Here is a 24,920-nt window from a genome sequence, read left to right as displayed (position 1 = left end):
GCGCCTGCACGGCTGCGGGCGGCGCAGCAGGAGCGGGGGTTGGGGCCGGAGCAGCTGGCGCTTGCGGATCGACCGTGGCCTGCTGCGGCGCCGTCTCGTTCTTCTTGGCCTTCTTGGGCTTATTCTGGCCTGTGTTGTCGTAGACGCCGGGGATCTGCACCGTGCCGCGGTCCGGATCGATGCGGATGGTGCGCCCGCCATATTCAAACGTGTACTGCGCCTGCGCGGCAGTGCTCGCCAAAAGGAATGCGGCCGTGGCCAACAGCTTCCTCATTTCCGTCTCCTGAACAGGTGGTCCCCGTACCGACGCTTACGCGCCGGCTCGCTTGCAAAAAGTGATCTAGATCACTGTCGTTGCTGTGAGTCGTCTTCCGGCGGTTCCGGGTTCAATAGGCCCGGAGCCGGTCCAAAGTTTGGCGAGGGAAAGCGACAGGAGGACACGGCCCAGCGCAGGCCGGCAGGCTCGACTCTGTCCAACGACGGGTAATCGCAGATGAGGCGTGGGCCGTGGGGCACGCTTGTCTCCACAGCGTCATGGCCGGGCTTGTCCTGGCTTGTCCCGGCCATCCACGCCTGTGCTCGCAGCACAAAAAACGTGGATGCCCGGGACAAGCCCGGGCATGACGACGACTACTAGATGTTCAAATGCGAGAGCCTACGCTTCGCCCTTGCGCTCGTAATCGGCGAGCGAGCTGCGGCCGGCGATCTCGCTGCGCAGCAGCTCGAAGCGCCTGTTCGCCTCATCCTGCTGGGTGTCGACGAAACGCACCGCGGCTTCGCTCGTCATGGGACCACTGACCACGGGCGCGGACTGCTCGCCGATGGTCTCGTGGACATAGTACTGGCCGTCATCGCCGCGGTGGACCGTCCATTTCAGACGGATCGCGACCATGGGTCCCGGACCGACCTTGCTGTAGCCGTCGGCATCGGTGTGCTCCGGCGCCAGCGGCTGCTCTTCGACCACGGGATGCTCTTCGAGCAATTGATGCTCGTCGATCGCCGGATGCTCGTCCACGATCGGCGGCTCGTCAGACGCGATGTGCTCGCGCTCGCCTGCAACCACGATCTCGGTCTCGGTCTTCCGAATGACGAGGACGGGCTCGGGGTTCTCCAGGATGCTGGCGATGGTGGCCAGTGTCTGGTCGGTCGGGTCGATCTCGGTCAAGGGTCCATCCTCCAGCTCGGCACGCCGGCCAGTCTGTCCCACTGCCGCCGCGCTTCCGCCTCCATTACGCGCGTTTGATTAAGGCTGAGTTGGGGCCCGATCTGCACCAAAATGGGACGCTTTCTGGCCTTCCGAAGGCGGGCGGGGTGAGCCGCCGACCTTCGTGATCTCAGCCCAGCACGTCCTGGTTGATGACGTTTTGCCTGATGGGATCGCCGTCCAGCACGCTCAAAATATTGCGCGCGGTCTGCTCGCTCATGCGGCTCACCGCCTCGACCGTGACGCCGGCGACATGCGGGGCCATGATGACGTTGGGCAGCGCGAACAGCGCGTTGCTGACCGGCGGCGGCTCCACCTCGAACACGTCGATGCCGCCGCCGGCGAGCTTTCCGGACGTCAGTGCGTCATAGAGCGCTGCTTCCTTCACGATGCCGCCGCGCGCGGTGTTGATGAGGTAGGATCTATCCTTCATGCGGCCGATCCTGTCGGCATCGAACAGGCCGACGGTCTCCGGCGTCTTCGGGCAGTGGATGGTGACGAAGTCGGCGTGAGGCAGCGCGGCGTCGAGGTCGGTGACCGGCTCGCATCCGGCCGCCTTGATGTCGGCGGCATCCTTGTAGGGATCGTAGACCTGCACCTTCATCTCGAACGCCAGGCAGCGCTTCGCTGTGCGGCTGCCGATGCGGCCGAAGCCGACGATCAGCACGGTCTTGCCGTAGAGATCGAACGGCAGCATGCCGAGCCGGTCGGCCCAGGTGCCCTCCTTGACGCAGGAATGCAGCTCCTGCGCGCGCTTGGCCAGCGTCAGCATCATGAACAGCGCCGCTTCCGCAACCGAGGGCGAGTTGGCGCTGCCGGCGACCATCAGCGGCACCTTGCGGCGGGAGAGGGCGGGCACGTCGACGGCGTCGTAGCCGACACCGATGCGGGTTACCACCTTCATGTCACGCGCGGCCTCGAGCTCGGTCTCGCCGAAAGCGGTGGCGCCCAGCGCCACGCCATGGACCGGCGCATGGCTCTTCAACAAGGCCTCGAAATCCTTCGCCGAGATCAGGTTCGGAAACTCGACGAGCTCGATATCGTCCCGCTGGGTGAGGAGGGCGCGAGCCCCTTGCGACAAAGTTTGCGTAACGAAAATCTTCTTCTTGTTGGTCGCCATCGCTCCCCTGCCTGCGCTTTTTGAGGCGGCGTCACAACACGACGCCGGTCTCCTCATTTAGCAGGTGCATGTTGTTGAGGTCCATCGCCAGGCGCATGGGTGCCCCGTCCTTGGCGCCGGCATTGGGATCGACCCGGCCGCAGACCGGCGTGCCCTCGAGCCCGAAATAGACCAGCGTCTCCATGCCCATCGGCTCGGTGACGTCGAGCACGGTATCGAAGGTCTCGACGCCGGGCGCCAGATGCGCATGCGACTCGGTGAGATGCTCGGGACGGATGCCGAGCAGCAGCTTCTCGGTGCGCGGCAGCGCGTTGTAGCGCGCGGCGCGGGCCGGCGGCAGCGCGAAGGCGATGCGGTCGGTGAGGCGGATTTGAAGCGAGCCGCCGACGTCCTCGAGCCGGCAGGGGATGAAGTTCATTGCGGGCGAGCCGATGAAGCCCGCAACGAAGCGCGTCGCCGGCTTGTGGTAGAGCTCGTTCGGCGTGCCGATCTGCTCGATGCGACCCTTGTTCATCACCACCACGCGGTCCGCCAGCGTCATCGCCTCGACCTGGTCGTGGGTGACGTAGACCGTCGTGGTGCGCACCTTCTGGTGCACCTTCTTGATCTCGATCCGCATCTGCACGCGGAGCTTGGCGTCGAGATTGGACAGCGGCTCGTCGAACAGGAAGACCTTGGGATTGCGCACGATGGCGCGGCCCATGGCGACGCGCTGGCGCTGGCCGCCGGAGAGCTGCTTCGGCTTGCGGTCGATCAGGTCGGTGATGTCGAGGAGGCGGGCGGCTTCCGTTACCCGCGCCTTGATTTCGGCCTTGGGATAGTGCTTCAGGCGCAGCCCGAACGACATGTTCTCCGCCACCGTCATGTGCGGGTAGAGCGCGTAGTTCTGGAACACCATCGCGATGTCGCGGTCCTTCGGCGGCACGTCGTTGACGATGTCGCCGCCGATCATGATGTCGCCGTCGCTGATGTCCTCAAGACCGGCGATCATGCGCAGCGTGGTCGACTTGCCGCAGCCGGAGGGGCCGACTAGCACGATGAACTCATGGTCGGCGATGTCGAGGTCGATGCCCCGCACGGCTTCGACATCGTCGTAACGTTTGACTACTTTCCGCAAGGAAACGTCGGCCATTTCAGTTCAACCCTTCGCTTTCAACCCTTTGTCGCACCGGCAGTCAGGCCGGCAATGTAGTAGTCCATCAGGAAGGCGTAGATGATCAGCGGCGGTGCGGCGCCGAGCAGCGCGCCGGTCATGATCTGTCCCCAGTTGAAGACGTCGCCCTTGATCAGCGTGGTGATGATGCCGACGGGCAGAACAAGCTGGTCCGTTGAGGTCGTGAACACGAGCGGATAGAGGAATTGCGCCCACGATACGGTGAAGGCGAAGATGGTCGCGGCAATCAGCCCGGGCAGCGCGACCGGAATGAAGATCCGGGTCAGAGTCTGGAACCAGGACGCTCCATCGATGATGGCGGCTTCGTCAAGCTCCTTGGGGATCGAGGCGAAATAGCCGATCATGATCCAGGTGCAGAACGGGACCGTCAGCGTCGGATAGATGAAGAGCAGCACATACCAGCGGTTGATGAGCTGGATGCCGGTCCAGTCGCCGAACAGGGCGAACACCTTGAACAGCGGAATGAACAACAGGCTGTCCGGAATGAGGTAGGTCAGGAACACGCCGGTCGCTAGCGTCGCCGAACCCCAGAACCGCATCCGGGCAAGGGCGAACGCCGCGGGCACGCTGATCAGCATCGTGATGGTGACCACGAAAATCGAGACCAGCGCCGAATTCCAGAAGAACCGCAGGAATTGGTTCGACGTCAGCAGGCCGATATAGTTCTCGAGAGTCGGATGAAAGACCCACCACGGATTGGTCGCCGCCGAGATTTCGGCGCTGCTCTTGAGCGAGGTGATCAGCATGTAGATGGGCGGCAGCAGCGAGAAGATGGCAAACAGCGTCAGAAAGAAATACGACCATCTCAGCGCCCATTTGCGGTCGCGGCTCATGCTACCATATTTGACCGAGCGTGTCGGCGCGGCCTTGTCGATCGTGACTGAGCTCATCAGGCTTCATTCCCGCGCTTGTTGACGTCCCGCAGGATGAAGATCGCTGCGATCGCCAGGATTGGCACCATGAATAGGGAGACGCTGGCACCGAGCGGAATGTCGCTTCCCTCGATGCCGATCCTGAACGCCCAGGTGGCGAAGATGTGGGTGTGGTCGAGCGGGCCGCCGGCGGTCAGGATTCGCACGATGTCGAAATTGGCGAAGGTGACGATCAGCGAAAACAGCGTCGTGATCGCGATGATGTTGCGCATCATCGGCAGCGTCACGTACCAGATCCGCTGCCACCAATTGGCGCCATCGATTGCTGCGGCTTCATAGAGCTGGTCGGGCACCGATTTGAGGGCCGCCAGATACATGATCATGAAGAACGGCGCGCCGTACCAGACATTGACCAGAATGACGGAGAAGCGCGCCCAAGCTGCGTCGCCGGTCCACGGGATCGGGCCTATCCCGAAGAACGACAGCGTATAGTTGAACGCACTGTAGGAGGGATCGAACAGCCAGAGCCATGCAAGTGTGCTCATGGCGGGCGGGATCACCCATGGGACCAGCAGCATGCCGCGCCATTTGCGCTGGCCCTTGGCCGGAATGTTGTGGACGAAGTGTGCGACGATGAACCCGATCAGCGCCTTGAAGACCACGGCGGTGATGGCAAAGATGCAGGATTGCTTGACCACCAACCAGAATGTGTCGCGCCTGAACAGGAACTCGAAGTTGCCGAGGCCGACGAATTTCTGCATCGACTTGTTGAGGGTCGCCAGGTGAAGCGAATAGAACGCGGGATAAATCACCAGAAGTGCGATGAGGATGATCAGCGGTAGCGTCATCAGGAACGCCGCGGTCGATCTGCGCTTGAGCGCCTTTTGCAAACCGGAGCGTTTTCGCGCCGGTTGCGTGGCGCCAATCCCGTCCGGCCGCAATGCCACATCCGCCATGATGCATATTCCTCGCGCGGTTCAGTTCAGAGAATTCGATGTCGGCACGTGCGAGAGCCTAGCCGTTCTCGCTTCGTGCCGCGGCGGGAAGGGGCTTCGCCGCAAGACGACCTGCGGCCGCTTGCGGCGACACCCTGTCCGTCTCAGCTCCGCATGAAGCCTTCACACTCGCCTTCGGCCCAGGCGAGAGTCTTCTCCATCGCTTCACCTTGATGATAACGCAAACACATCTTGGTCAGCGTGGCCTGCGCGTAGATTTGCTGTGCGATCTTCGGCGGCGCGGGAGAGGCTGCAATCGACAGCGTCTGATGCTTGTAGGGGTTGGGATAGTGATAGAGCGTACCCTTCGGCGGCCCTTCCTCCTGCCACACCTTCAACGTCGTCAGCTTCTCGTAGGCCGGTAGATCGTAACCGCCGCTTGCGACCACCATCTTTTCGATCGACGCGGGCTTCGAGAGTTGGACCAGGAGGCTCTTCGCCGCGTCCTTGTTCTTCGAGAAATTCCAGATGCTCCAGAAGTACGGCAGGTAGGGGGCAAAACGTCCCTTGGGTCCAGCCGGGAACCCGTGAGTCCAGCATTGCTCCGCAACCTGCGGCGCGTCGCGCCTGGCGACGGCCCAGGCGCTCGGCGGGTTCATGATCATCGCCCCCCTTCCGGAGACCAGCCATTTATTGTTGGACGCGTCATCCCAGGCTGCGGCGTCGGGCGGCAGGAAGCTGATCAGCTTCTTGTAGAATTCGAGTGCCTGACGAACCGCATCGGTCTTGACGGTGAGATTGCCCTTGGCGTCAACGAGCTGGGCGCCGAACGACAGGAAGATCGCGCCCGCTGTATCGACGTTGTCGGTGGTCTCGCCGAGGCCGATGCCGAACGGGACGCCAGCCTTGTGACAGGCTTCGGCAGCCTTCAGGAATGTTTCCAGCGTCCAGTTATCAGCTTTTGGTTCAGAACCGACCGGATACATCGCCTGCACGTCGATGCCAGCATGCTTCTTCATCAGGTCGATGCGGGAGCAGGGACCCTTGATCTGGCTGCCGACGGAGGCCGGAACTCCAAGCCATTTGCTCCCGGCCGTGCCCAGATACTTGGCCGTGCCGTTCACGTCGCCATTCTCGGCGATGATCGGCCCCATGATGTCGCTGACGTTCTCCAATTGGTCGGCATTGGCGTGGGCCCACCACGTCGGCATGGCAAAAATATCATGGCCCGACTTTGCCTGCGCTTCGGCAGCAATGGTGAGCAGGTTCTTGTTGCCCTGGCTGGGGATGTAGTCGATCGTGACTTCGACCTTTTCCTTCGCCGCCCATTCGTTGACGAGCTCGGTCGAGGCCTTGTTGGCGCCTGGCACCCAATGGTCCCAGAAGCCGATCGAGAGCTTGCCGGCGGCGTAAGCGCCCCGGACATAGGGCGCCGAGATCAGCGCCGCGGAGGACATTGCAGTGGCAGCCACAAATTGACGTCGCGTCAGTTTCTTGCGTGACATCTCGTTTCCTCGCTTGGGTGTTGTTGTTGGAGTTTCCTCTGAGACTTCTTTCTTGAACTCTTGTTTCTTGAGTTGTTGTTGGTCGATTTTCTTGTTGGTGCCGTCGGCCTGCGTTTGCAATTCACGCCTGTCGCAGCAAATTGGTAGCGCGATCAGATCATGATTGATCGCGTCTGTCGAGAAAGCCGAAGGACTCTGCGTCTAAAACTAATGGTGTGCCTGGAAACGCCACAACGCGTGTCGAGTCGAAGCGCCTCAGGTGCGGGACACGGTATTTTTTTGCGACGCACACTTCGCGCGCCAAACGGTCTGAACGCTGCGTGCGCATTTACGCCGCAGTTTCGCATAAGCCTGGATAAGCGCTTCGCGTGAAAGACTTTTCGAGCGTGGACAGCAATCGGCCGCGTCTGGACCTCGGAGCGGTGGAAACGATAGAGTTGCGCCTGGCGGCTGATCCCCGCTGACAGGTCCGATCGATGATGGAGACGAGAATGATCAAACCGGCGGCACCCGCGCGGCTTCATCTGCGGCGATGTCTTGCGCTGGCGTCTGTGCTCGCGCTGTTGCTCGGGGCCGCCGCGGTGGCGAATGCTCAAGGTCTGGTCAAGGGCGTTCAGGAAGGCGCCGCGGCCGGCAACAAGGCGGCAGGTCCGGTCGGTGGTGTGCTCGGTGGCGCCATCGGTGGCGTGGTTGGCGTTTTCACCGGCGTGCTCGGTGTCGGCAACACCAACACCGGCAATCAGGCGCCGCCGCCAAAGGAGGCCGGCAAGGAGGCGACGAAAGATTCCAAGCAGCAGGGCGGGGCCAAGGACAAGGATGCCAAGAGCGCCAAGGGCAAGAGCGCCAAGGCGACCAAGGAGGCGAAGAACGCGCCGCAGGACAACAAGGGTAAAGACAACAAGGAAGTCACGGTTCTGACCCAGCCCGGTGCGCCGCAGCTGACTGCCGAGCAGATCGTCGCCAACAGCGATTCCTACATCGAGCGGATCAAGAGCGAGCTGAATCTCACGCCGGATCAGGAGAAGCACTGGTACGGATTCTCGAGCGCGATGCACTACCTCGGGCATAATGGCGCAGAGCGGCTCAACCTGCGGATTGCGCGCGCCAAGCGCGATCCGCCCGACGACATCATCGAGCAGATGCGCAACGAGGCCCAGTTCCTGATCGATCGCGCCGGCGATCAGCGCAACGTCGCCGATGCCGCCGAGCCGCTCTTTTCCAGCCTCGACGACAAGCAGAAGCAGGTGTTCATCCAGGCAATGGTGCGCCTCAGCCACGAGCGCGGACTGGATTGATCAAGTTGAATCGGTTCGGGCGCGTGTGAATTAACGGCGCCCGCCACGAATTCGTGTATCTACAGCGCAATTCGGTTATGCTTAGCTTCGCACGGCTGATTGCGGGGTTGATATGGCGGACGGACTCTCCGTTTTCCTGGTCGAAGACGAGGCGTTGATCCGGATGATGATCGCCGACATGGTGGAGGAACTCGGCCACCACGTCGTTGCGGAGGCAGACAATGTGCGCGACGCCAGCGCCTTTGCCATGACCGCGCAGTACGATCTGGCCATCCTCGACATCAATCTGATGGGCGTCTATGTCGACCCCGTCGCCGATTTGATCGAACGTCGCGGAAAACCGTTTCTCTTCGCCACAGGCTACGGTCCTGAGCTGCTGCCGTCCTTGCTCCGGCGCAGGCCGATCCTGCGCAAGCCGATCGCGATGGATCAGCTCAAGGCGATGATCGATTCGATGTTTCCCGAGCCGTCAGCCACCATCCCGAGCTGACCGATCGCGCTTTTGCCGCCTGGCGGGAAGAACTCAACCGCCAGGGCTGCGGCCGTTCCTCAGCACCCTGGCAATGGTATGCGCCGTCATGGCCGCGCGGTCCGAAGCGCGCTGGGCCGCCAGCTGGTCGCGGGCCTTTTCCTCGATCAGGAGCTCGATGAGCGCCAGCCGCTTGTCTTCGCTGTCCGCTTCGCGCAACAGGCGATGATAGCGGTGATAGTCGAAACCCGAATCCTGCTTACGCATGTCACGCCCCCGCAACTACGCCACACACGGCTAGATTGTTTCTCATCGGGAACACGCAGGCAAGCAGAACCTGCGTGGAACCGCAGGTGCGCCGCAATCAGCTGTGCATGACGGGAACTCGCCGCCTGAAACCGCTACTCAGCCGGAATTGTGCTCGGCAAACGTCGTCAGGCCGAGGAAGCTCGCATCTGGCTTGATCACGAGCCTGGTCGGGATGTTGCGCAGGTAATCCTGGAACCGTCCCTTGGCTTCGAAGCGTGCCCGGAACGCAGAGGCCGCGAGGAACTCGCGGAAGCGCGGCACGATTCCACCGGCGACATAGACGCCGCCGCGGGCGCCGAAGGTCACCGCGAGATTGCCGGCGACCGAGCCGAGGATGGCGCAAAACATATCGAGCGTCGCGCGGCTGACGGGACAGCTGTTCTCCAGCGCGGCCTTGGTGATCCCTGCGGCATCGCGATGCGGCACCTGGACGCCGTCGATCTCAGCCAACGCTTCATACAGATTTTGCAGCCCGGAGCCCGAGAGGGCGCCGCGCTCGATCGAGACATGGCCGAGGCGCCGGCGCAAGCAGGCGATCACGCGCTCCTCGCGCTCGTTTTCCGCCGGCAGGGTCGCATGTCCAGCCTCAGTAACGACGGCCAGGCGCGAACCATGCCGGTCGACCAGGCAGGACACACCAAATCCGGTTCCAGGCCCCACGACCAGCAACGGCTCGCCGGCCAGGCCGTCGCCGCCGCCGAGTGGGACCAGGTCCGAAGGCTCCAAGGCAGGCAGGGACCAGGCCACGACCTCGAAATCGTTCAGCACATGGACGCTGTCGAAGCCGAGCGCGGACTGCAGCTCGTTGCCGTCGATGACCCAGGGACTATTGGTCATGACGCAGCGATTGTTGGTGACGGGACCGGCCACAGCCAGCACCGCGCGATGGGGCTGCTCGCCGTTGGACCGGCGCGCCAAAACGTCCGCGATGGCTTCGCGCACGGTCGGGAAGTCGGCGACCTTGACATAGTCGATCGGTCCGGTCTGACCGCTCGGGCTCAGCGCGAAGCGCGCATTGGTGCCGCCGATATCGGCGAGAAGAATTTTTCCGGTCTTGCCGATATTCATGGCCTCATCGCCGCCACGACCTTCAGGCCCTGGCAGCCCTGTCCTCCGCTGCTTCGACCCGATCCGCCTGGCGCGGGCGGTGCGAGAATCTGCCCTTGGGTGCGCCTAGTCAACACGGACGAGGTCAAACCGTTGCATCGTGGCGGCCACGGTGACCAATTCGCGCAGCTGCCGCGCGTGCCAGTGGTTGCGAAGCCGCGCGGGAAGGCCGACACTGAGGTGGTCGCCCGGCGCCGTCGCGCCCGGCAGATCGAAATGGGACGGCGATGAAGATTTCCGACCGCGACGTGTTGCTGGTGATCGACGTGCAGAACGACTTCTGCACCGGCGGGGCGCTGGCGGTACCAGGGGGCGAGAAGGTGGTGCCCGCCATCAACAGGATCGCCCAAAAATTCGCCAATCTGGTGCTGACCCAGGACTGGCATCCGAGCGACCACGTCTCGTTCGCGCCAAACCATGCCGGCAAGCAGCCGTTCGAGACCATCGAGCTCGACTATGGCCGGCAGGTGCTGTGGCCGACGCATTGCGTGCAAGGCACGGCCGGCGCGGAATTTCATCGCGATCTCCACGTGACACGAGCGAGCCTCGTGGTGCGCAAGGGCTTTCGCCGCGGCATCGATTCCTACTCGGCATTGTTCGAGAACGACCATCGGACACCGACTGGATTGCTTGGTTATTTGCGCGAACGCGAGCTGAAGACCGTCTTTGTCGCAGGTCTGGCGCTGGACTTCTGCGTCCGCTTCTCGGCGGAAGATGCGCGCAAGGCAGGGTTGGAGGTGGCCGTCATCGAGGATGCCTGTCGCGGCATCGATCTGGACGGCTCGGTCGCGGCGACCCATCGGAGTTTTCGGGACCTCGGCATTGCCGTCGTGAGCCTCGAGGCGTTTCTGTGAGGATGTCGAGGTAGCCATGGTGGACAAGACCGCCAAACCGCCACGTGGGCCAGCGCAGGCTCCTGATGATCCGCGGCTCTGGCCGTTTGCCGCAGCGCAGCTCGCCATGGACGCCTGCTTCTGGTGGCTGGAGCGGGTACCCGAGCAACAGGGTGACAGCAGCCTGCCATGGACGACGCCGAGCCGCATTGCGCTGGAGCTCGCAACGATGGGCTTGCGCGATTGCTCGCAGACCCGGTCGGGCCAGCCGGCGCTGGTCTGCGCGCCCTATGCGCTGCACCGGGCCCTGATCGCCGATTTCGCCCCGGGACACAGCGTGGTGCAGTCGCTGCAGAATGGCGGCATCGACCGGGTCTATCTCACCGACTGGCGGTCGGCGACGCCGGACATGCGCTATCTCTCGATCGACAGCTATCTCGGCGATCTCAACGTCGCCATCGACGAGATCGGCGCGCCGGTCGATCTCGTCGGGCTGTGCCAGGGCGGATGGCTGTCGCTGCTCTATGCCGCGCGCTTTCCAGCCAAGGTGCGGCGGCTGGTTCTGGTCGGTGCTCCCGTGGACCTGTCAATCGAGTCCTCGCTGTCCCGGCTTGCCCGCAACGCGCCCGAGCTGGTCTATGACCAGCTGGTCGCGCGCGGTGGCGGCAATGTCAGTGGCGAGGAGATGCTGCGCCTCTGGTCCAAAACGCCTGACAACGACGATATCAGGACGGCATTGCAGCGGGATCTCTCGGACGAGCAGGGCGCCGAGCTGCTGGCGCGGTTCGACCGCTGGAACGCCGAGACGCTCAACCTGCCGGGCACTTATTATCTCGAGATCGTCAACGCGATCTTCCGGGAGAACCGCATCGCCGAGGGCCGTTTCGTCGCGCTCGGCCGCCCGATCGATCTGAAGGACGTCAAGGCGCCGATCTTCCTGCTCGCCGGCCTCGACGACGATGTCGTGCCGGCGACGCAAGCGCTGGCCACCGCGGGGCTCGTCGGTACGCCACCTGCCTTCGTTGCAGCGGCATCCGAGCCCAGCAACCATCTCGGCCTGTTCATGGGCGCGCGCACCCATGCGCATGCTTGGCCCCGGATCGCCGGGTGGCTGCGCGGCGATCTGCCCGGCGTGCTGGCCCGCAGCGCCTGAGCTCGCCGGCACTGGACCGGATGGGGCGCAAATCCGTTATGCATGATGGCGGATGGCCTGCACGGGGCCAGACCGATGGGCTAAATATGACCGGAGCTGACGGCTTTGGCCGCCGGCGAGAGATTTGAGGGTACGGCGCTCGATGACTTTCCACTCGATTTACGCCCACGGATTTGCGCGCGTGGCAGCCTGCGTGACCACCTCCCACGTCGCCGATCCCAGCGCCAACGTGAAGGCCGTGCTGGCGGCGGCCAATGCCTGCCATGAGCAATCGGTCGCGGTCGCGGTGTTTCCCGAGCTGTGCCTGTCCGGTTATGCGATCGAGGACCTGGTGAAGCAGGATCCGCTGCTCGATGCGGTCGAGCGCGGGCTCGCAAGCGTCGTTGAAGCTTCCGCGAGGCTAATGACGGTCCTGATCGTCGGGGCGCCGCTGCGCTTTGGCAATCGCATCTACAACTGCGCCGTCGTCATTCATCGCGGCAACGTCCTCGGCGTCGTGCCGAAATCTTACTTGCCGACCTATCGCGAGTTCTACGAGGGACGGCATTTCGCCTCCGGCGCCGGCATGGCCGGCGAGACCATCGCCTTTGGCGGCCTGCACGCGCCGTTCGGGGTGGACCTCCTGTTCGCGGCCGAGGACGTTCCGGGCCTCACCATCGGCGTCGAGATCTGCGAGGACATGTGGATCCCGGTGACGCCGGCCTCGGAGCTCGCGCTTGCGGGCGCGAGCGTGCTGATCAACCTCTCGGGCAGTCCGATCACGATCGGCCGGGCGCGCTCGCGCGCGTTGCTGTGCCAATCGACCTCGGCGCGCTGCCTCGCGGCTTACGTCTATTCCGCGGCCGGGGCCGGGGAATCCACCACCGATCTTGCCTGGGATGGCCAGACCTCGATCTACGAGAACGGGGTGCTGCTGGCCGAGGGCGAGCGGTTCCGCCAGGGCGGTCAGATCACGCTGGCTGACGTCGACCTCGACCTGCTTAGGCAGGAGCGCGCGCTGATGGGAACGTTCGAAGACAACCGGCGGCAGCGCGAGGCGTTTTTCCGCAAGGTGACATTTGCCCTGAAGCCGCCGGCCGCCGATATCGGCTTCCTGCGCAAGGTCGAGCGCTTTCCATTCGTGCCGAGCGACGAGAGCCTGCTCGAGCAGGACTGCTACGAGGCCTACAACATCCAGGTCGCGGGGCTGGTGCAGCGCATGCGCGCCACCGGCACCAAGCGCGTGGTGATCGGCGTGTCGGGCGGCCTCGATTCCACCCACGCCCTGATCGTCGCCGCCAAGGCGGTCGACCTGCTCGGCCTGCCGCGCGAGAACATCCTGGCCTACACCATGCCGGGCTTTGCCACCGGCAGCGAGAGCAAGACCAACGCGCTCGCGCTGATGAAGGCGTTGCAGACGAGCTGGCAGGAGCTCGACATCCGCACCACGGCCACGCAGATGCTGAAGGATATCGGCCATCCCTTCGGCAAGGGCGAGAAGGTCTACGACGTCACCTTCGAGAACGTGCAGGCCGGCCTGCGCACGGATTATCTGTTTCGGCTCGCCAACCATCACGGCGGCATCGTGATCGGAACCGGCGATCTCTCCGAGCTCGCGCTCGGCTGGTGCACCTATGGTGTCGGCGACCAGATGGCGCACTACAACGTCAACGCCGGCGTGCCGAAGACGCTGATCCAGCATCTGATCCGCTGGGTGATCTCCTCCAAGCAGTTCAGCGACGACGTCAACCGGACGCTCGGCTCGATCCTTGTGGCCGAGATCTCGCCTGAGCTCGTGCCGGTCGAGGCCGGCCAGAAGCCGCAGAGCACGGAAGCGTCCGTCGGACCTTACGAGCTGCAGGACTTCAACCTGTTCTATACGCTGCGCTTCGGCATGCGGCCGTCCAAGATCGCCTTCATGGCGCTTCAGGCATGGAAGGACGTTGCCAAGGGCGAATGGCCACCGGCCTTCCCGAGCGACCGGCGCCGGGCCTATGACCTGCCGGAGATCCGCCGCTGGCTCGACGTGTTCCTGCGCCGCTTCTTCGCCTTCAGCCAGTTCAAGCGCTCGGCCATGCCGAACGGGCCGAAGGTCTCGGCCGGCGGTTCATTGTCGCCGCGTGGCGATTGGCGCGCGCCCTCGGATTCGAGTGCAGCGGCATGGCTCGAGGATCTCGAGCGGAACGTGCCGAACTGATCGGGGCAGCGGATCGGTGGGGATGATCGGATGTCAGCTGGCGATGAAGCGGAAGCGGGTGAGGAGGCCAGGGTCGTCAACGGCCTCTACATCTTCGACATCGAGATGCGGGACGGCAAGCGTGGGCAGGCCAGGGGCGTGGTCGTGCTCAGCGACGGCCGCATCATGGGCGGCGACAGCTACTTCTACTACACCGGCAGCTACACCTTCCGGAACGGCAAGTGGCGGGGCGACATGATCGTCAATCAGCACACCGAGGCGGTCGGCAGGACGCTCGCATTCGGCGGCAGGGAGGTCACCTGCGGCTTTTCCGGCGACTATTTCCCAGGCGGTGCGGAAGTCGAAGGCATGGCGCTGGTCGGCAAGACCAGCGTGACGTTCACGGCGCGACTGACGCTGAAGGATGCGATGTAATGGCGACTTGATTGGCTCACCTCCACGACTGCGTTCCTGTTCAGGAACCTTCGTACGAACAGAACGTTCGCGTTTATTGTTGCGAATTGTCGAGGAGAGGGACCATGCGTCAACGTTTGATGTTATCGACTGCGGCCGTCGGGCTCATGCTCGCATCCGGCCTTGCCTATGCCCAGGCGCCCGGTGAGCGCAGGGACGAGCCGAAACGGACCGAGGAGCCGGCCAAGGGCGCTTCTCCGCAGCGCGGTGGTGCGGCTCAAGAACGCGTTCAAGAGCGCGCGCAAGGCGCCCAGGAGCGGCTTCAGGGCGCAGGCCGCGAGGATCGAGGCGGCGCTGCCAAGAGCGAGGCAAGTGACGACAAGCGCCAGCCGGCGGCGGCCTCGGAGCGCAATCAACCGAAGGGCAGGGACCAGGCACAAGAATCGCGCGAGCCTTCGCGCGATCGCAACCGGGAGGCCGAGAGCACCAAGCCCGGACGCGATGCGGGCAAGAGCGGTGCGGAAACCAAGCAGGACAAGGCTGCGCAGGACAAGGCTGCGCCGCAGAAATCAACCGCCGAATCCGAGAGATCCAAGACTGGCCCGACGACTGGCCCGGCTGGCCAGCAGAACGAGCGCACGGGAGCTACAGCCAACCAGAACGAGCGCAACCAAGCCCAGCCGCCGCGCAGTGCCGCCGAGCAGCAGCCGCCGGCGCAACAGAGCAACCAGCCGGCCACTGCGACGGACACCAGCCGCGCGGCTCCGACCAACAACGCACAGACCGCGCCCGGCTCCACGGGCACGCAGACCAACCAGGCCAATCAGACCACGCAGACCAACACGCACGTCAACCAGCAGGCCCAGGTGACGACCGAGAGGCAGGTGCGGATCTCCGAAACTGTGAGCCGCGCACGCCTGGCGCAGCCGGAGCGCAATTTGAATATCTCAATCCGGGTTGGCGAAACGATTCCCTCGCGCGTGCGTCTGCATCGGCTTCCGCCCGAGATCGTCTCGATCGAGCCTGCATATCGGGGCTACGAATATTTCACGACGGAAGACGAGGTCATTATCGTGGAGCCGCGCTCGCATCGCATCGTCAGCCAAGTACCCCGCGATCCGTCGCGGGCCCGGGCCCAAATGGGTGGCAGCACCTCCTCGTCGTCAAGCATGGCGGCGGCCGGCGGAAACAACATGGTGAACTGCCAGATCATGCGACGTGATGCCTCCGGCAACGTCGCCCAGGCGGAGCCGACCACCGTGGGCTCGACTGCGCGCACCGATTCCCTCAGCGTGGTCGTCCAGATGCCTGGCGGCGGCTCGTCCGCGCCGATCGCTCTCGGCGCTCCCGCGGGCAACATCGTGGTCGCGACGCAAGGGCAGGGCGATTGCACGGTGACGCTGGAGCCGCAGACGCAGACGCGCTAAGCGCCGAAACAAAGAGGCTCTGAAACGACAACGCGCCGCCCGGATGCCCACCGGACGGCGCGTTGCTGCGTTCAATCTAAAAAGTTTCGAGGTCCGGAGTGCCTAGGAGTCCGGACCTCGTCACCTTGCCCCAGCCTTCAATCCCCCGCCCCATGTGGTCCCCCAACCCCATGTAGCGCGATCAGAGGGTGATGCCCGTGGAAGTGGCCGCCGATCGATGTCCCGCGATGTACGCGAAGGACCGCTAGGATTCCATTCCGGATCACTACGGACACGATAGCGCTTGCCATGTGCCCGTTCTGCATCGGTGCCAGCGATCGCAGCACGCGCGGGCGGGATGTCCACATCTCGTCCACGCTGCGAAAGGCGCATTTCACCGGCCTGTCATTGAACTGGTCTAGCGCTGCTCCCGTCATCGCTGACGACGAAGGAGCATGCCATGTCGAAGCCGGTGCTGGGCGCCGCATTGTCCATCAAATCGATCCCCGCGCATCGTGACTGGCTTCTCGAAAAGCAGCGCGATCTGGAAATCCAGGACTTCTTCCGCGCCGATCTGCTCGATAGCGACTGGCGCGCAACGGCAGGCGAGATCAAGCAGATGCTCACCGGTCACACCGGCCGGCTCGGCATCCATGGTCCGTTCTGGGGCTTCAAGGTCGACAGCCACGATCCGATGATCCGCCAGGCCGTAACTAAGCGCCTGCTGCAGGGCCTCGAGGCAGCCGAGTTCCTCGGCGCGACGCAGATGGTGATCCACTCGCCGTTCACGACCTGGGACCACAACAATCTCGATCTCTATCCCGACAACCGCGCCAATATCGTCGAGCGCGTCAAGGCGACGCTGGCCGAGGTGATTGCGCGTGCCGAGACGATCGGCTGCGAGATCGTCATCGAGAACATCGAGGACAAGGATCCACGCGACCGCGTGCGCCTCGCCAAGGCGCTGGAAAGCAGCAAGGTCCGCGTCTCGCTCGACACCGGGCACGCCAATTACGCGCACATCTCCACCGGCGCGCCGCCGGTCGACTATTACGTCGAGACCGCCGGCGACATGCTGACGCATGTGCACCTGCAGGACACCGACGGCTTTGCCGACCGGCACTGGGCGCCGGGCGAGGGCAATATTCCCTGGGTCGCCGTATTCCGCGCGCTGGGACGGCTGACGTCGAATCCGCGGCTGATCCTCGAACTCCGCAACCACGACGATGTCCGCAAGGGCGCTGCGCATCTCGCCGCGCTCGGTCTCGCCGAATAACCGCAATCACAAAGGGCAGGGTCACATCATGAGCAAGCTCACCCGTCGCACCATCCTGAAATCCGGCGGCGCGGCCGCAAGCACCTTGCTGCTGCCGCGCTTTGCCATCGCGCAAGGCGACAATCGACCGTCGGTGACGGTCGCCGTGCAGAAGGTCACCAATTCGAACGTGCTCGACGTGCTGCGCGAGCAGTCCAATGTCGGCGAGCGCGTGTTCTTCTCTTCGATCTGGGAAGGCCTGATCTCGAAGAACTGGCGCGGCAAGCTCGAGGCCGTGCCGGGCCTTGCCACCGAATGGCGCCGCATCGACGACCAGACCGTCGAGGTGAAGCTGCGCCAGGGCGTCAAGTTCCACAACGGTGACGAGCTCACGGCGGAAGACGTCGTCTTCACCTTCAGCCGCGAGCGCATGTTCGGCGAGACCGAGGCCAAGAACCGCTCCACCATCAAGGCGTTCGAGAAGATCCCGACGCCGCGCCCGGGCAAGGAGCTGCCGCCTGATGTCCCCGCGGTCGCCCGCCGCATCTGGCCGGACCTGGTGCGCGTCGATGCCGTCGACAAGTACACGGTGCGCTTCTACAACGCGACGCCAGATGTCACGATCGAGGGCCGGCTGTCGCGCTATGGCTCCGACATCATGAACCGCCGCGCCTGGGAAGAGGCGGCGAGCTATCTCGACTGGGCGCGCAAGCCGGTGACGACCGGTCCCTACAAGGTCGTCGAGCTCAAGCCCGACGTCTCGCTGACGCTGGAAGCCCACGACGAATATTGGGGCGGCCGGCCGCCGCTCAAGCGCATCCGCTTCCTCGAAGTGCCTGAGGTCGCCAGCCGCATCAACGGCCTGCTCTCGGGCGAATACCAGTTCGCCTGCGACATCCCGCCGGACCAGATCGCCGGCATCGAGAAGAATTCCGCGTTCGAAGTGCAGGGCGGCACGATTCAGAATCACCGCCTTACCGTGTTCGACAAGAACCACGCCGTGCTCGCCAATCCGCTCGTGCGGCGCGCCTTCACCCACGCGATCGATCGCCAGGCGATCGTCGACAGCCTGTGGGCCGGCCGCACCCGCGTGCCAAAGGGGCTGCAATGGGAATTCTACGGCGACATGTTCAACGCCGACTGGAATGTGCCGGCCTACGATCCCAAGCTTGCGCAGGATCTGCTCAAGCAGGCCAATTACAAGGGCGACCCGATCCCGTACCGCCTGCTCAATAATTACTATACCAACCAGGTCGCGACCGCGCAGATCCTGGTCGAGATGTGGAAGTCGGTCGGCCTCAACGTGCAGATCGAGACCAAGGAGAACTGGTCGCAGATCATGGAGCGCGGGCCGGTACGCGCCGTGCGCGACTGGTCGAACTCGGCCGCGTTCAACGATCCGGTGTCGTCGCTGGTCGCCCAGCACGGCCCTAACGGCCAGCAGCAGCAGATCGGCGAATGGACCAATGCCGAGCTGAACACGCTCTCCGAATTCCTGGAGACCTCGACCGACCGGGCCGCGCGCAAGAAGGCGTTCCGCCGCATGCTGGAGATCGCCGAGCGCGAAGATCCCGCCTACACGGTGCTGCACCAGAACGCGACCTTCACGGCCAAGCCGAAATCGATCAAGTGGAAGGCAGCGCCCGCCTTCGCGATGGATTTCCGCGCCGGCAATTTCGAGGTCTGAAGGTGAAGCCGCTGGTCAGCATCGAGGACTTGCGCGTCGCCTTCAATGGCGTGCCGGTCCTGCGCGGCGTCGACATTGCCTTGCAGAAGGGCGAGGCCGTCGGCCTCGTCGGCGAGTCCGGCTCCGGCAAATCGGTGACGTGGCTGGCCGCGCTGGGGCTGCTGCCGCGCCATGCGCAAGTCTCTGGCTCGGTGCGGCTCGACGGGCGCCAGATTCTCGGCGCGCCGGCCACCGAGCTCGACCAAGTCAGGGGCGGGCGCATCGCCATGATCTTCCAGGATCCGGCGAGCGCGCTCAACCCGGTGCTGACCATCCGCAGGCAGCTTTGCGAAGCGCTGGCGCTGCACCGCGATCTCCAAGGCAACGCCGTGAAGGCGGAGGCGCGGCGGCTGCTCGATCTCGTCGGCATTCCCGACGCTGGCCGCCGGCTCGAGGCCTATCCGCACGAATTCTCCGGCGGCCAGGTCCAGCGCATCATGATCGCGATGGCGCTGGCCGGGAATCCCGATCTCTTGATCGCGGACGAGCCGACCACTGCGCTCGATGCCACCATTCAGGCACAGATCCTGGAGCTGCTCTCCACGGTCCGCCGCGAACTCGGCATGGCCATGGTGCTGATCAGCCACGACCTCGGCGTCGTCGCGGAGAATTGCGACCGCGTCGCGGTGATGTATGCCGGCCGCATCGTCGAGCAGGCGCCGAGCATCCAGCTGTTCGCCGATCCCGTGCATCCCTATGCACAAGGGTTGATCGGCGCACTGCCGCCGCTCGACGGTCCGCGGCGGCGCCTCACCGCCATTCCCGGCACGGTGCCCGATCCCGCGCACATGCCCGGGGGCTGCGCCTTCGCGCCGCGCTGCGCGCTGGTCGCGGAAGCATGCGGCCTTGCGGCGCCGACCCTCGCGCCGATCGCCGATGATCGCAGCGTCGCCTGCGTACGTGCCGAGACCTCGCGCCGCGCGCTGCTCGGGATTGCCGCCGAATGAGTCCGCCGCTCGTCGAGGTCTCCGCGATCTCGCGCACCTATGCGATGCGCTCTGGAATGTTCGGGCGAGCTGCGGCCGTGCATGCCGTCGACGGCGTGTCGCTGACGATTCCCAGGGGCCAGACGCTGGGTCTCGTCGGCGAATCCGGTTCGGGCAAATCCACCACAGGCCGCATCGTGCTTGGCCTCGAGCCGCCTGATAGCGGCGAGGTGCGGTTTGGCGGCAAGGCGATGGCAGCGCCCGGGACGACGGTCTGGCGTGCGCAGCGCGCGCGGATGCAGATGATCTTCCAGGATCCGCTCGGCGCACTCGACCGGCGGCTGCCGGTTGCAACGCAGATCCGCGAGCCGCTCGACATTCACGGCATCGGCACGCTCGTGGAGCGCGAGGAGCGCGTTCGCGAATTGCTGCGCGCGGTCGAGCTGACGCCGGCGCATGGCGCGCGCTATCCCGGCGCGCTCTCCGGCGGGCAGCGTCAGCGCATCGTGCTGGCGCGGGCGCTGGCCACGAACCCGGATTTCCTGGTTTGCGACGAGCCGGTCAGCGCGCTCGACGTCTCGATCCAGGCGCAGGTGGTGAACCTGCTCTGCGATCTGCAGGCGCAGCTGTCGCTGACGCTGCTCTTCATCAGTCACGATTTGCGCGTCGTCAGGCAGATCAGCAATGTCGTTGCCGTAATGTATCTCGGCCGCATCGTCGAGATCGGCAGCGCCGACGATCTGTTTGCGCGACCCGAGCATCCCTACACTCAGGCGCTGGTCTCGGCCTCGCCCGCGCCGGGCCGCCGCAGTGCGGGCCGCATCGTGCTGTCAGGCGACCCGCCGAATCCGGCCGCGCGCCCGACGGGCTGCGCCTTCCATCCGCGCTGTCCGCGCGCCATCGCGCGCTGCGCGCGCGAGATGCCGGCGCTGTCCGCCGTCGGCGGCGACAGGCAGGTCGCCTGCCATCTCGTCACCGGCGCTGCGACACGGGACGCCGCGTGATGGGACGTTATCTCGCCATTCGGATCGGACGCGCCGCGCTCACGATCGTGCTCGTCGTCACCTTCGCCTTCGTCGTGTTGCGGCTGTCAGGCGATCCCGCGCTGATGATCCTGGGACCGGAGGCGCCGCCGGAGGTGCTCGCGGCGTTCCGCAAGGCCTGGGGCCTCGATGATCCAATCTGGGCGCAGTATTTCGATTATTTCGGCGCCATCGCCAAGGGCGAGCTCGGCCGCTCCATGCGCGACGGCCGCCCCGCGATCGAGCTGGTCCTGGAGCGCATCCCCGCGACCCTGGCGCTGACCCTGCCGGCGTTCTTCTTCAAGGTCGCGCTCGGCGTCCCCGCCGGCATCTACGCCGCGCTGCATCGCGGCTCGGGAATCGACCGCGCCGTGATGATGACGGCGGTCGCCGGTTTCACCGTCCCGAGCTTCGTGCTCGCGCTGATCCTGGTGCTCGTTTTCGCCGTGCAGCTCGGCTGGCTCCCTTCGGGCGGGCAGGACAGCTGGCGCCACGCCATCCTGCCGATCGCAACGCTCAGCCTTGGCGGCGCGGCGGTGCTGGCGCGCTTCACCCGCAGCGCCATGCTGGAGGTGCTGGGCCAGCCCTATATCCGCACCGCATCCGCAAAAGGCGTGCCGTGGCGCAAGGTGGTGACCTCGCACGCGCTGCCGAACGCGGCGATCCCGACCGTGACCATCCTCGGCTTCATGGTCGGCACGCTGATCGCAGGCGCAGTCGTGGTCGAGAGCGTGTTCGCCTGGCCGGGAGTAGGGCGGCTTCTCGTCGTCGCTGTTGCCAACCGCGATCTCGCCGTCGTGCAATGCATCCTGCTGCTGGTCGCGATGACCATGGTGACGTCCAATTTGATCGTCGACTTCCTCTACGGCTTCCTCGACCCGCGCCTGCGCAGCAAGGGAGCACATGCATGACCGACGCGACGCTGAAGGATACCAAAGCATTTTCACGCCGCTTCAGCCTGCCGGCGATTTCGGTCTCGGTCGCGCTGGCGATCAGTTGGATCGTCGCGATGCTGCTGATCGCGGCCTTCGCGGAGAAGATCGCGCCTTACGGCTTCACGCAGCTCGACCTGCGCAACCGGCTTGCTGCGCCCGGCAATGCCGCGCACTGGCTTGGCACCGACGAGCTTGGCCGGGACGTGCTGTCGCGGCTGCTCGTCTCAATCCGCATCTCGCTTCTGATCGCGTTCGGCGCGACCGCAATCTCGGCCGTGGTCGGGACCACACTCGGCTTCCTCGCCGCGCATTTTCGTGGGTTCGTCGAGCAGCTCGTGCTGATGCTGACCGACTTCCAGGCCAGTATGCCCTTCCTGATCATGGCGCTGGCCGTGCTCGCCTTCTTCGGCAACTCGTTGCCGCTCCTGGTCGGGCTGATGGGCCTGTTCGGCTGGGAGCGCTATGCCCGCATCGCGCGGGGCCTTGCCATCTCCGCCAATGCGCAAGGCTACGCCGCCGCCGTCCGCCAGTTGGGGGCGACGCCGTCGCGGATCTATCTCCGCCACATCCTGCCCAACATCGCCTCGACCCTGATCGTCTCGACGACCCTGGTGTTCCCCGAGGTGATCCTGATGGAGTCAGGCCTGTCCTTCCTCGGCCTTGGCGTGCAGCCGCCGATGACCAGCCTCGGCAACATGGTCGGCTATGGCCGCGAATATCTGACCCGGGCGCCCTGGATGATGCTGGCGCCGGCGACGACCATCGTGGTCACCACGCTGGCGGTCTCGGTCATAGGCGACTGGCTGCGCGATCGGCTTGATCCGACGCTGCAATAAATGCTCGTCATGGCCGGGCTTGTCCCGGCCATCCACGTCTTTGCCGCGCAGAACCAAGAACGTGGATGCCCGGGACAAGCCCGGGCATGACGGCTGAGATCGCCTATGCCCCCCGCGCCGGGAGCAGGGGAGCCCTGTCCGACCCAAGTTCCCGTTGCGCCCGCCGGGTCCGTGCGCTATCCGGCCGGAAAGGCCTGAGGTGGCTCCACATTTCCCGCCCCGGCCGACGCAAACCCGAGGACGGAAACCGCCATGCCAGCCTATCGCTCCCGCACCACCACCCACGGCCGCAACATGGCGGGCGCCCGCGGTCTCTGGCGCGCGACGGGCATGAAGGACGCCGATTTCGGCAAGCCGATCATCGCGGTGGTCAACTCCTTCACCCAGTTCGTGCCCGGCCACGTCCATCTGAAGGACCTCGGACAGCTCGTGGCACGCGAGATCGAGCAGGCCGGCGGCGTCGCCAAGGAGTTCAACACCATCGCGGTCGACGATGGCATCGCCATGGGCCATGACGGCATGCTCTACAGCCTGCCGTCGCGCGAGCTGATCGCCGACAGCGTCGAATACATGGCCAACGCGCATTGCGCCGATGGCCTCGTCTGCATCTCCAACTGCGACAAGATCACGCCCGGCATGCTGATGGCCGCGCTCAGGCTCAACATCCCCGCCGTGTTCGTCTCGGGCGGGCCGATGGAGGCCGGCAAGGTCAAGCTGGCCGGCAAGACCAAGGCCGTCGACCTCATCGATGCCATGGTTGCCGCGGCCGATAGCAAGGTCAGCGACGAGGACGTCAAAGTGATCGAGCGCTCGGCGTGCCCGACCTGCGGCTCCTGCTCGGGCATGTTTACCGCCAATTCCATGAACTGCCTCACCGAGGCGCTCGGCCTCGCGCTGCCCGGCAATGGCTCGGTGGTCGCAACCCATGCCGACCGCAAGCGCCTGTTCGTCGAGGCCGGCCACACCATCGTCGACCTGGTCCGCCGTTATTACGAGCAGGACGACGCCTCCGTGCTGCCGCGCAACATCGCGAATTTCAAGGCGTTCGAAAACGCGATGACGCTCGACATCGCGATGGGCGGCTCGACCAACACCGTGCTGCATCTCTTGGCCGCCGCCCATGAGGGGCAGGTCGCCTTCACCATGAAGGACATCGACCGGCTGTCGCGCCGCGTGCCCGTGCTCTGCAAGGTCGCGCCTTCCGTCGCCGACGTGCATGTCGAGGACGTACACCGTGCCGGCGGCATCATGGGCATCCTCGGCGAGCTCGACCGCGCCGGGCTGATCGACACTTCGGTCTCGACCGTGCACGCGCCGACCCTGAACGAGGCGCTGGAGCGCTGGGACATCAAGCGCACCAAGAGCGAGACGGTCCGCACCTTCTATCGCGCTTCGCCCGGCGGCATCCCGACGCAAGTCGCCTTCAGCCAGGAGCGCCGCTACGACGAGCTCGACGCCGACCGCGAGAAGGGCGTGGTGCGCGATCTCGCGCACGCCTTCAGCAAGGACGGCGGGCTCGCCGTGCTCTACGGCAACCTCGCGCAGGACGGCTGCATCGTGAAGACCGCCGGTGTCGATGCCTCGATCCTGAAATTCTCCGGCCCCGCGCGCGTGTTCGAGAGCCAGGACGCGGCCGTCGAGGGTATCCTGGGCGGCAAGGTCGTCGCCGGCGAGGTCGTGGTCATCATCTATGAAGGCCCGCGCGGCGGCCCCGGCATGCAGGAGATGCTGTATCCGACCAGCTATCTGAAATCGATGGGCCTCGGCAAAGCCTGTGCGCTCGTCACCGACGGCCGCTTCTCCGGCGGCTCCTCCGGCCTGTCGATCGGCCATCTGTCGCCAGAGGCCGCCGAAGGCGGCAATATCGGTCTGGTGCGGACGGGCGACATCATCGCCATCGACATCCCGAACCGCAGCATCAGCCTCGAGGTCTCCGACGAGGAGCTCGCCAAGCGCCGCGCCGGGGAGGAGGCGAAGGGCGATGCCGCCTGGCAGGCGCAAGGCCGCAAGCGCAACGTCTCGACCGCGCTGCAGGCTTACGCCGCGCTCACCACCAGTGCCGCGCGCGGTGCGGTGCGCGAGGTCAAGCGGCGTCCGAAGTAGGCGGCATCGGCGCCACTGGCCTGGATCGGCGATCTTCGGAACGCCTCGCGGCTCCGTGCGACCACCCGGATGCGCCGTTGCAGGAAGTAGCCGGAACGGAGATCGGGAAAGAACGGCCCCCGCCTCCCTAGGGCGTGGGGCTGGTTGGGGTGGGGAGCGGGAGCCG

At 65.1% G+C, this 24,920-nt stretch carries 22 protein-coding genes and 1 pseudogene; 14 read left to right on the top strand and 9 right to left on the bottom strand.

Annotation, left to right across the window (positions count from 1 at the left end):
* From ACM43_RS20160 to ACM43_RS20130, 7 genes and pseudogenes are all read right to left on the bottom strand, one after another.
* Positions 1–274 (bottom strand): annotated as a pseudogene (locus tag ACM43_RS20160) (DUF2147 domain-containing protein); the annotation flags it as partial.
* A gap of 381 nt (positions 275–655) precedes the next feature.
* Positions 656–1,165 (bottom strand): hypothetical protein, encoded by a 510-nt coding sequence (locus ACM43_RS20155; protein ID WP_198400025.1) that lies wholly within the window; start codon positions 1,163–1,165, stop codon positions 656–658.
* Between the two features lie 169 nt (positions 1,166–1,334).
* Positions 1,335–2,324, bottom strand: a complete 990-nt coding sequence (locus ACM43_RS20150; protein WP_271542281.1) for a hydroxyacid dehydrogenase — start codon at positions 2,322–2,324, stop codon at positions 1,335–1,337.
* A 31-nt stretch (positions 2,325–2,355) separates the two neighbouring features.
* Positions 2,356–3,456 carry an ABC transporter ATP-binding protein gene (locus tag ACM43_RS20145; RefSeq protein ID WP_271542279.1) on the bottom strand — a complete coding sequence of 367 codons (1,101 nt, stop codon included), beginning with the start codon at positions 3,454–3,456 and terminating at the stop codon, positions 2,356–2,358.
* A gap of 20 nt (positions 3,457–3,476) precedes the next feature.
* Positions 3,477–4,388 (bottom strand): carbohydrate ABC transporter permease, encoded by a 912-nt coding sequence (locus ACM43_RS20140; protein WP_271542278.1) that lies wholly within the window; start codon positions 4,386–4,388, stop codon positions 3,477–3,479.
* Positions 4,388–5,326 carry a carbohydrate ABC transporter permease gene (locus ACM43_RS20135; RefSeq protein ID WP_271542276.1) on the bottom strand — a complete coding sequence of 313 codons (939 nt, stop codon included), beginning with the start codon at positions 5,324–5,326 and terminating at the stop codon, positions 4,388–4,390. The genes ACM43_RS20140 and ACM43_RS20135 overlap by 1 nt, the downstream gene beginning before the upstream one ends.
* Before the next feature lie 143 nt (positions 5,327–5,469).
* Positions 5,470–6,810 carry an ABC transporter substrate-binding protein gene (locus ACM43_RS20130; RefSeq protein WP_271542274.1) on the bottom strand — a complete coding sequence of 447 codons (1,341 nt, stop codon included), beginning with the start codon at positions 6,808–6,810 and terminating at the stop codon, positions 5,470–5,472.
* A gap of 491 nt (positions 6,811–7,301) precedes the next feature.
* On the opposite strand from ACM43_RS20130, the gene ACM43_RS20125 reads away from it, so the two are divergent.
* Both ACM43_RS20125 and ACM43_RS20120 read left to right on the top strand, forming a co-directional pair.
* Positions 7,302–8,105: a Spy/CpxP family protein refolding chaperone gene (locus tag ACM43_RS20125; protein ID WP_271542272.1), complete on the top strand. Its 804-nt coding sequence runs from the start codon at positions 7,302–7,304 to the stop codon at positions 8,103–8,105.
* A gap of 112 nt (positions 8,106–8,217) precedes the next feature.
* A complete protein-coding gene (locus ACM43_RS20120; RefSeq protein ID WP_036012398.1) occupies positions 8,218–8,595 on the top strand; it encodes a response regulator in 378 nt (125 codons plus the stop codon).
* A gap of 33 nt (positions 8,596–8,628) precedes the next feature.
* On the opposite strand, the gene ACM43_RS20115 is transcribed toward ACM43_RS20120, so the two are convergent.
* Positions 8,629–8,841, bottom strand: coding sequence for a hypothetical protein (locus ACM43_RS20115; protein ID WP_036012396.1), 213 nt, complete (start codon positions 8,839–8,841; stop codon positions 8,629–8,631).
* A gap of 138 nt (positions 8,842–8,979) precedes the next feature.
* On the bottom strand, positions 8,980–9,951 hold the full coding sequence (gene glk, locus ACM43_RS20110; RefSeq protein ID WP_271542269.1) for a glucokinase: 972 nt from the start codon (positions 9,949–9,951) through the stop codon (positions 8,980–8,982).
* A 266-nt stretch (positions 9,952–10,217) separates the two neighbouring features.
* Between glk and pncA the strand changes: the two genes are divergently transcribed.
* The 12 genes from pncA (at position 10,218) to ilvD (ending at position 24,754) form a co-directional block, all read left to right on the top strand.
* Positions 10,218–10,844, top strand: a complete 627-nt coding sequence (gene pncA / locus ACM43_RS20105) for a bifunctional nicotinamidase/pyrazinamidase (protein ID WP_036028076.1) — start codon at positions 10,218–10,220, stop codon at positions 10,842–10,844.
* 16 nt (positions 10,845–10,860) lie between these two features.
* Entirely contained in the window at positions 10,861–11,976 is a 1,116-nt protein-coding gene (locus ACM43_RS20100; protein WP_271542266.1) for an alpha/beta fold hydrolase, read from the top strand.
* A 142-nt stretch (positions 11,977–12,118) separates the two neighbouring features.
* Complete coding sequence (locus tag ACM43_RS20095) at positions 12,119–14,152, top strand: NAD(+) synthase (RefSeq protein ID WP_271542264.1); 2,034 nt, start codon at positions 12,119–12,121, stop codon at positions 14,150–14,152.
* 30 nt (positions 14,153–14,182) lie between these two features.
* Positions 14,183–14,566, top strand: coding sequence for a GrlR family regulatory protein (locus ACM43_RS20090; RefSeq protein ID WP_036012369.1), 384 nt, complete (start codon positions 14,183–14,185; stop codon positions 14,564–14,566).
* Positions 14,567–14,670: 104 nt separating this feature from the next.
* Complete coding sequence (locus tag ACM43_RS20085; protein ID WP_271542261.1) at positions 14,671–15,972, top strand: DUF1236 domain-containing protein; 1,302 nt, start codon at positions 14,671–14,673, stop codon at positions 15,970–15,972.
* A gap of 439 nt (positions 15,973–16,411) precedes the next feature.
* Positions 16,412–17,227, top strand: coding sequence for a sugar phosphate isomerase/epimerase family protein (locus tag ACM43_RS20080; RefSeq protein ID WP_271542259.1), 816 nt, complete (start codon positions 16,412–16,414; stop codon positions 17,225–17,227).
* A gap of 28 nt (positions 17,228–17,255) precedes the next feature.
* Positions 17,256–18,893, top strand: a complete 1,638-nt coding sequence (locus ACM43_RS20075; RefSeq protein ID WP_271542257.1) for an ABC transporter substrate-binding protein — start codon at positions 17,256–17,258, stop codon at positions 18,891–18,893.
* Between the two features lie 2 nt (positions 18,894–18,895).
* Positions 18,896–19,879: an ABC transporter ATP-binding protein gene (locus ACM43_RS20070; protein WP_271542256.1), complete on the top strand. Its 984-nt coding sequence runs from the start codon at positions 18,896–18,898 to the stop codon at positions 19,877–19,879.
* Positions 19,876–20,862, top strand: coding sequence for an ABC transporter ATP-binding protein (locus ACM43_RS20065; protein WP_271542254.1), 987 nt, complete (start codon positions 19,876–19,878; stop codon positions 20,860–20,862). The genes ACM43_RS20070 and ACM43_RS20065 overlap by 4 nt, the downstream gene beginning before the upstream one ends.
* Entirely contained in the window at positions 20,862–21,791 is a 930-nt protein-coding gene (locus tag ACM43_RS20060) for an ABC transporter permease (RefSeq protein ID WP_271542252.1), read from the top strand. The genes ACM43_RS20065 and ACM43_RS20060 overlap by 1 nt, the downstream gene beginning before the upstream one ends.
* Positions 21,788–22,651: an ABC transporter permease gene (locus ACM43_RS20055; protein WP_271542250.1), complete on the top strand. Its 864-nt coding sequence runs from the start codon at positions 21,788–21,790 to the stop codon at positions 22,649–22,651. The genes ACM43_RS20060 and ACM43_RS20055 overlap by 4 nt, the downstream gene beginning before the upstream one ends.
* Before the next feature lie 252 nt (positions 22,652–22,903).
* A complete protein-coding gene (gene ilvD, locus ACM43_RS20050; protein WP_271542248.1) occupies positions 22,904–24,754 on the top strand; it encodes a dihydroxy-acid dehydratase in 1,851 nt (616 codons plus the stop codon).
* The last annotated feature ends 166 nt before the right edge of the window (positions 24,755–24,920 follow it).

This window comes from Bradyrhizobium sp. CCBAU 45321, assembly GCF_028128975.1.
GTDB lineage: Bacteria > Pseudomonadota > Alphaproteobacteria > Rhizobiales > Xanthobacteraceae > Bradyrhizobium > Bradyrhizobium yuanmingense.
The sequence above is the reverse complement of the archived record's forward strand: the minus strand, read 5'-3'. Positions and strand labels throughout refer to the sequence as shown.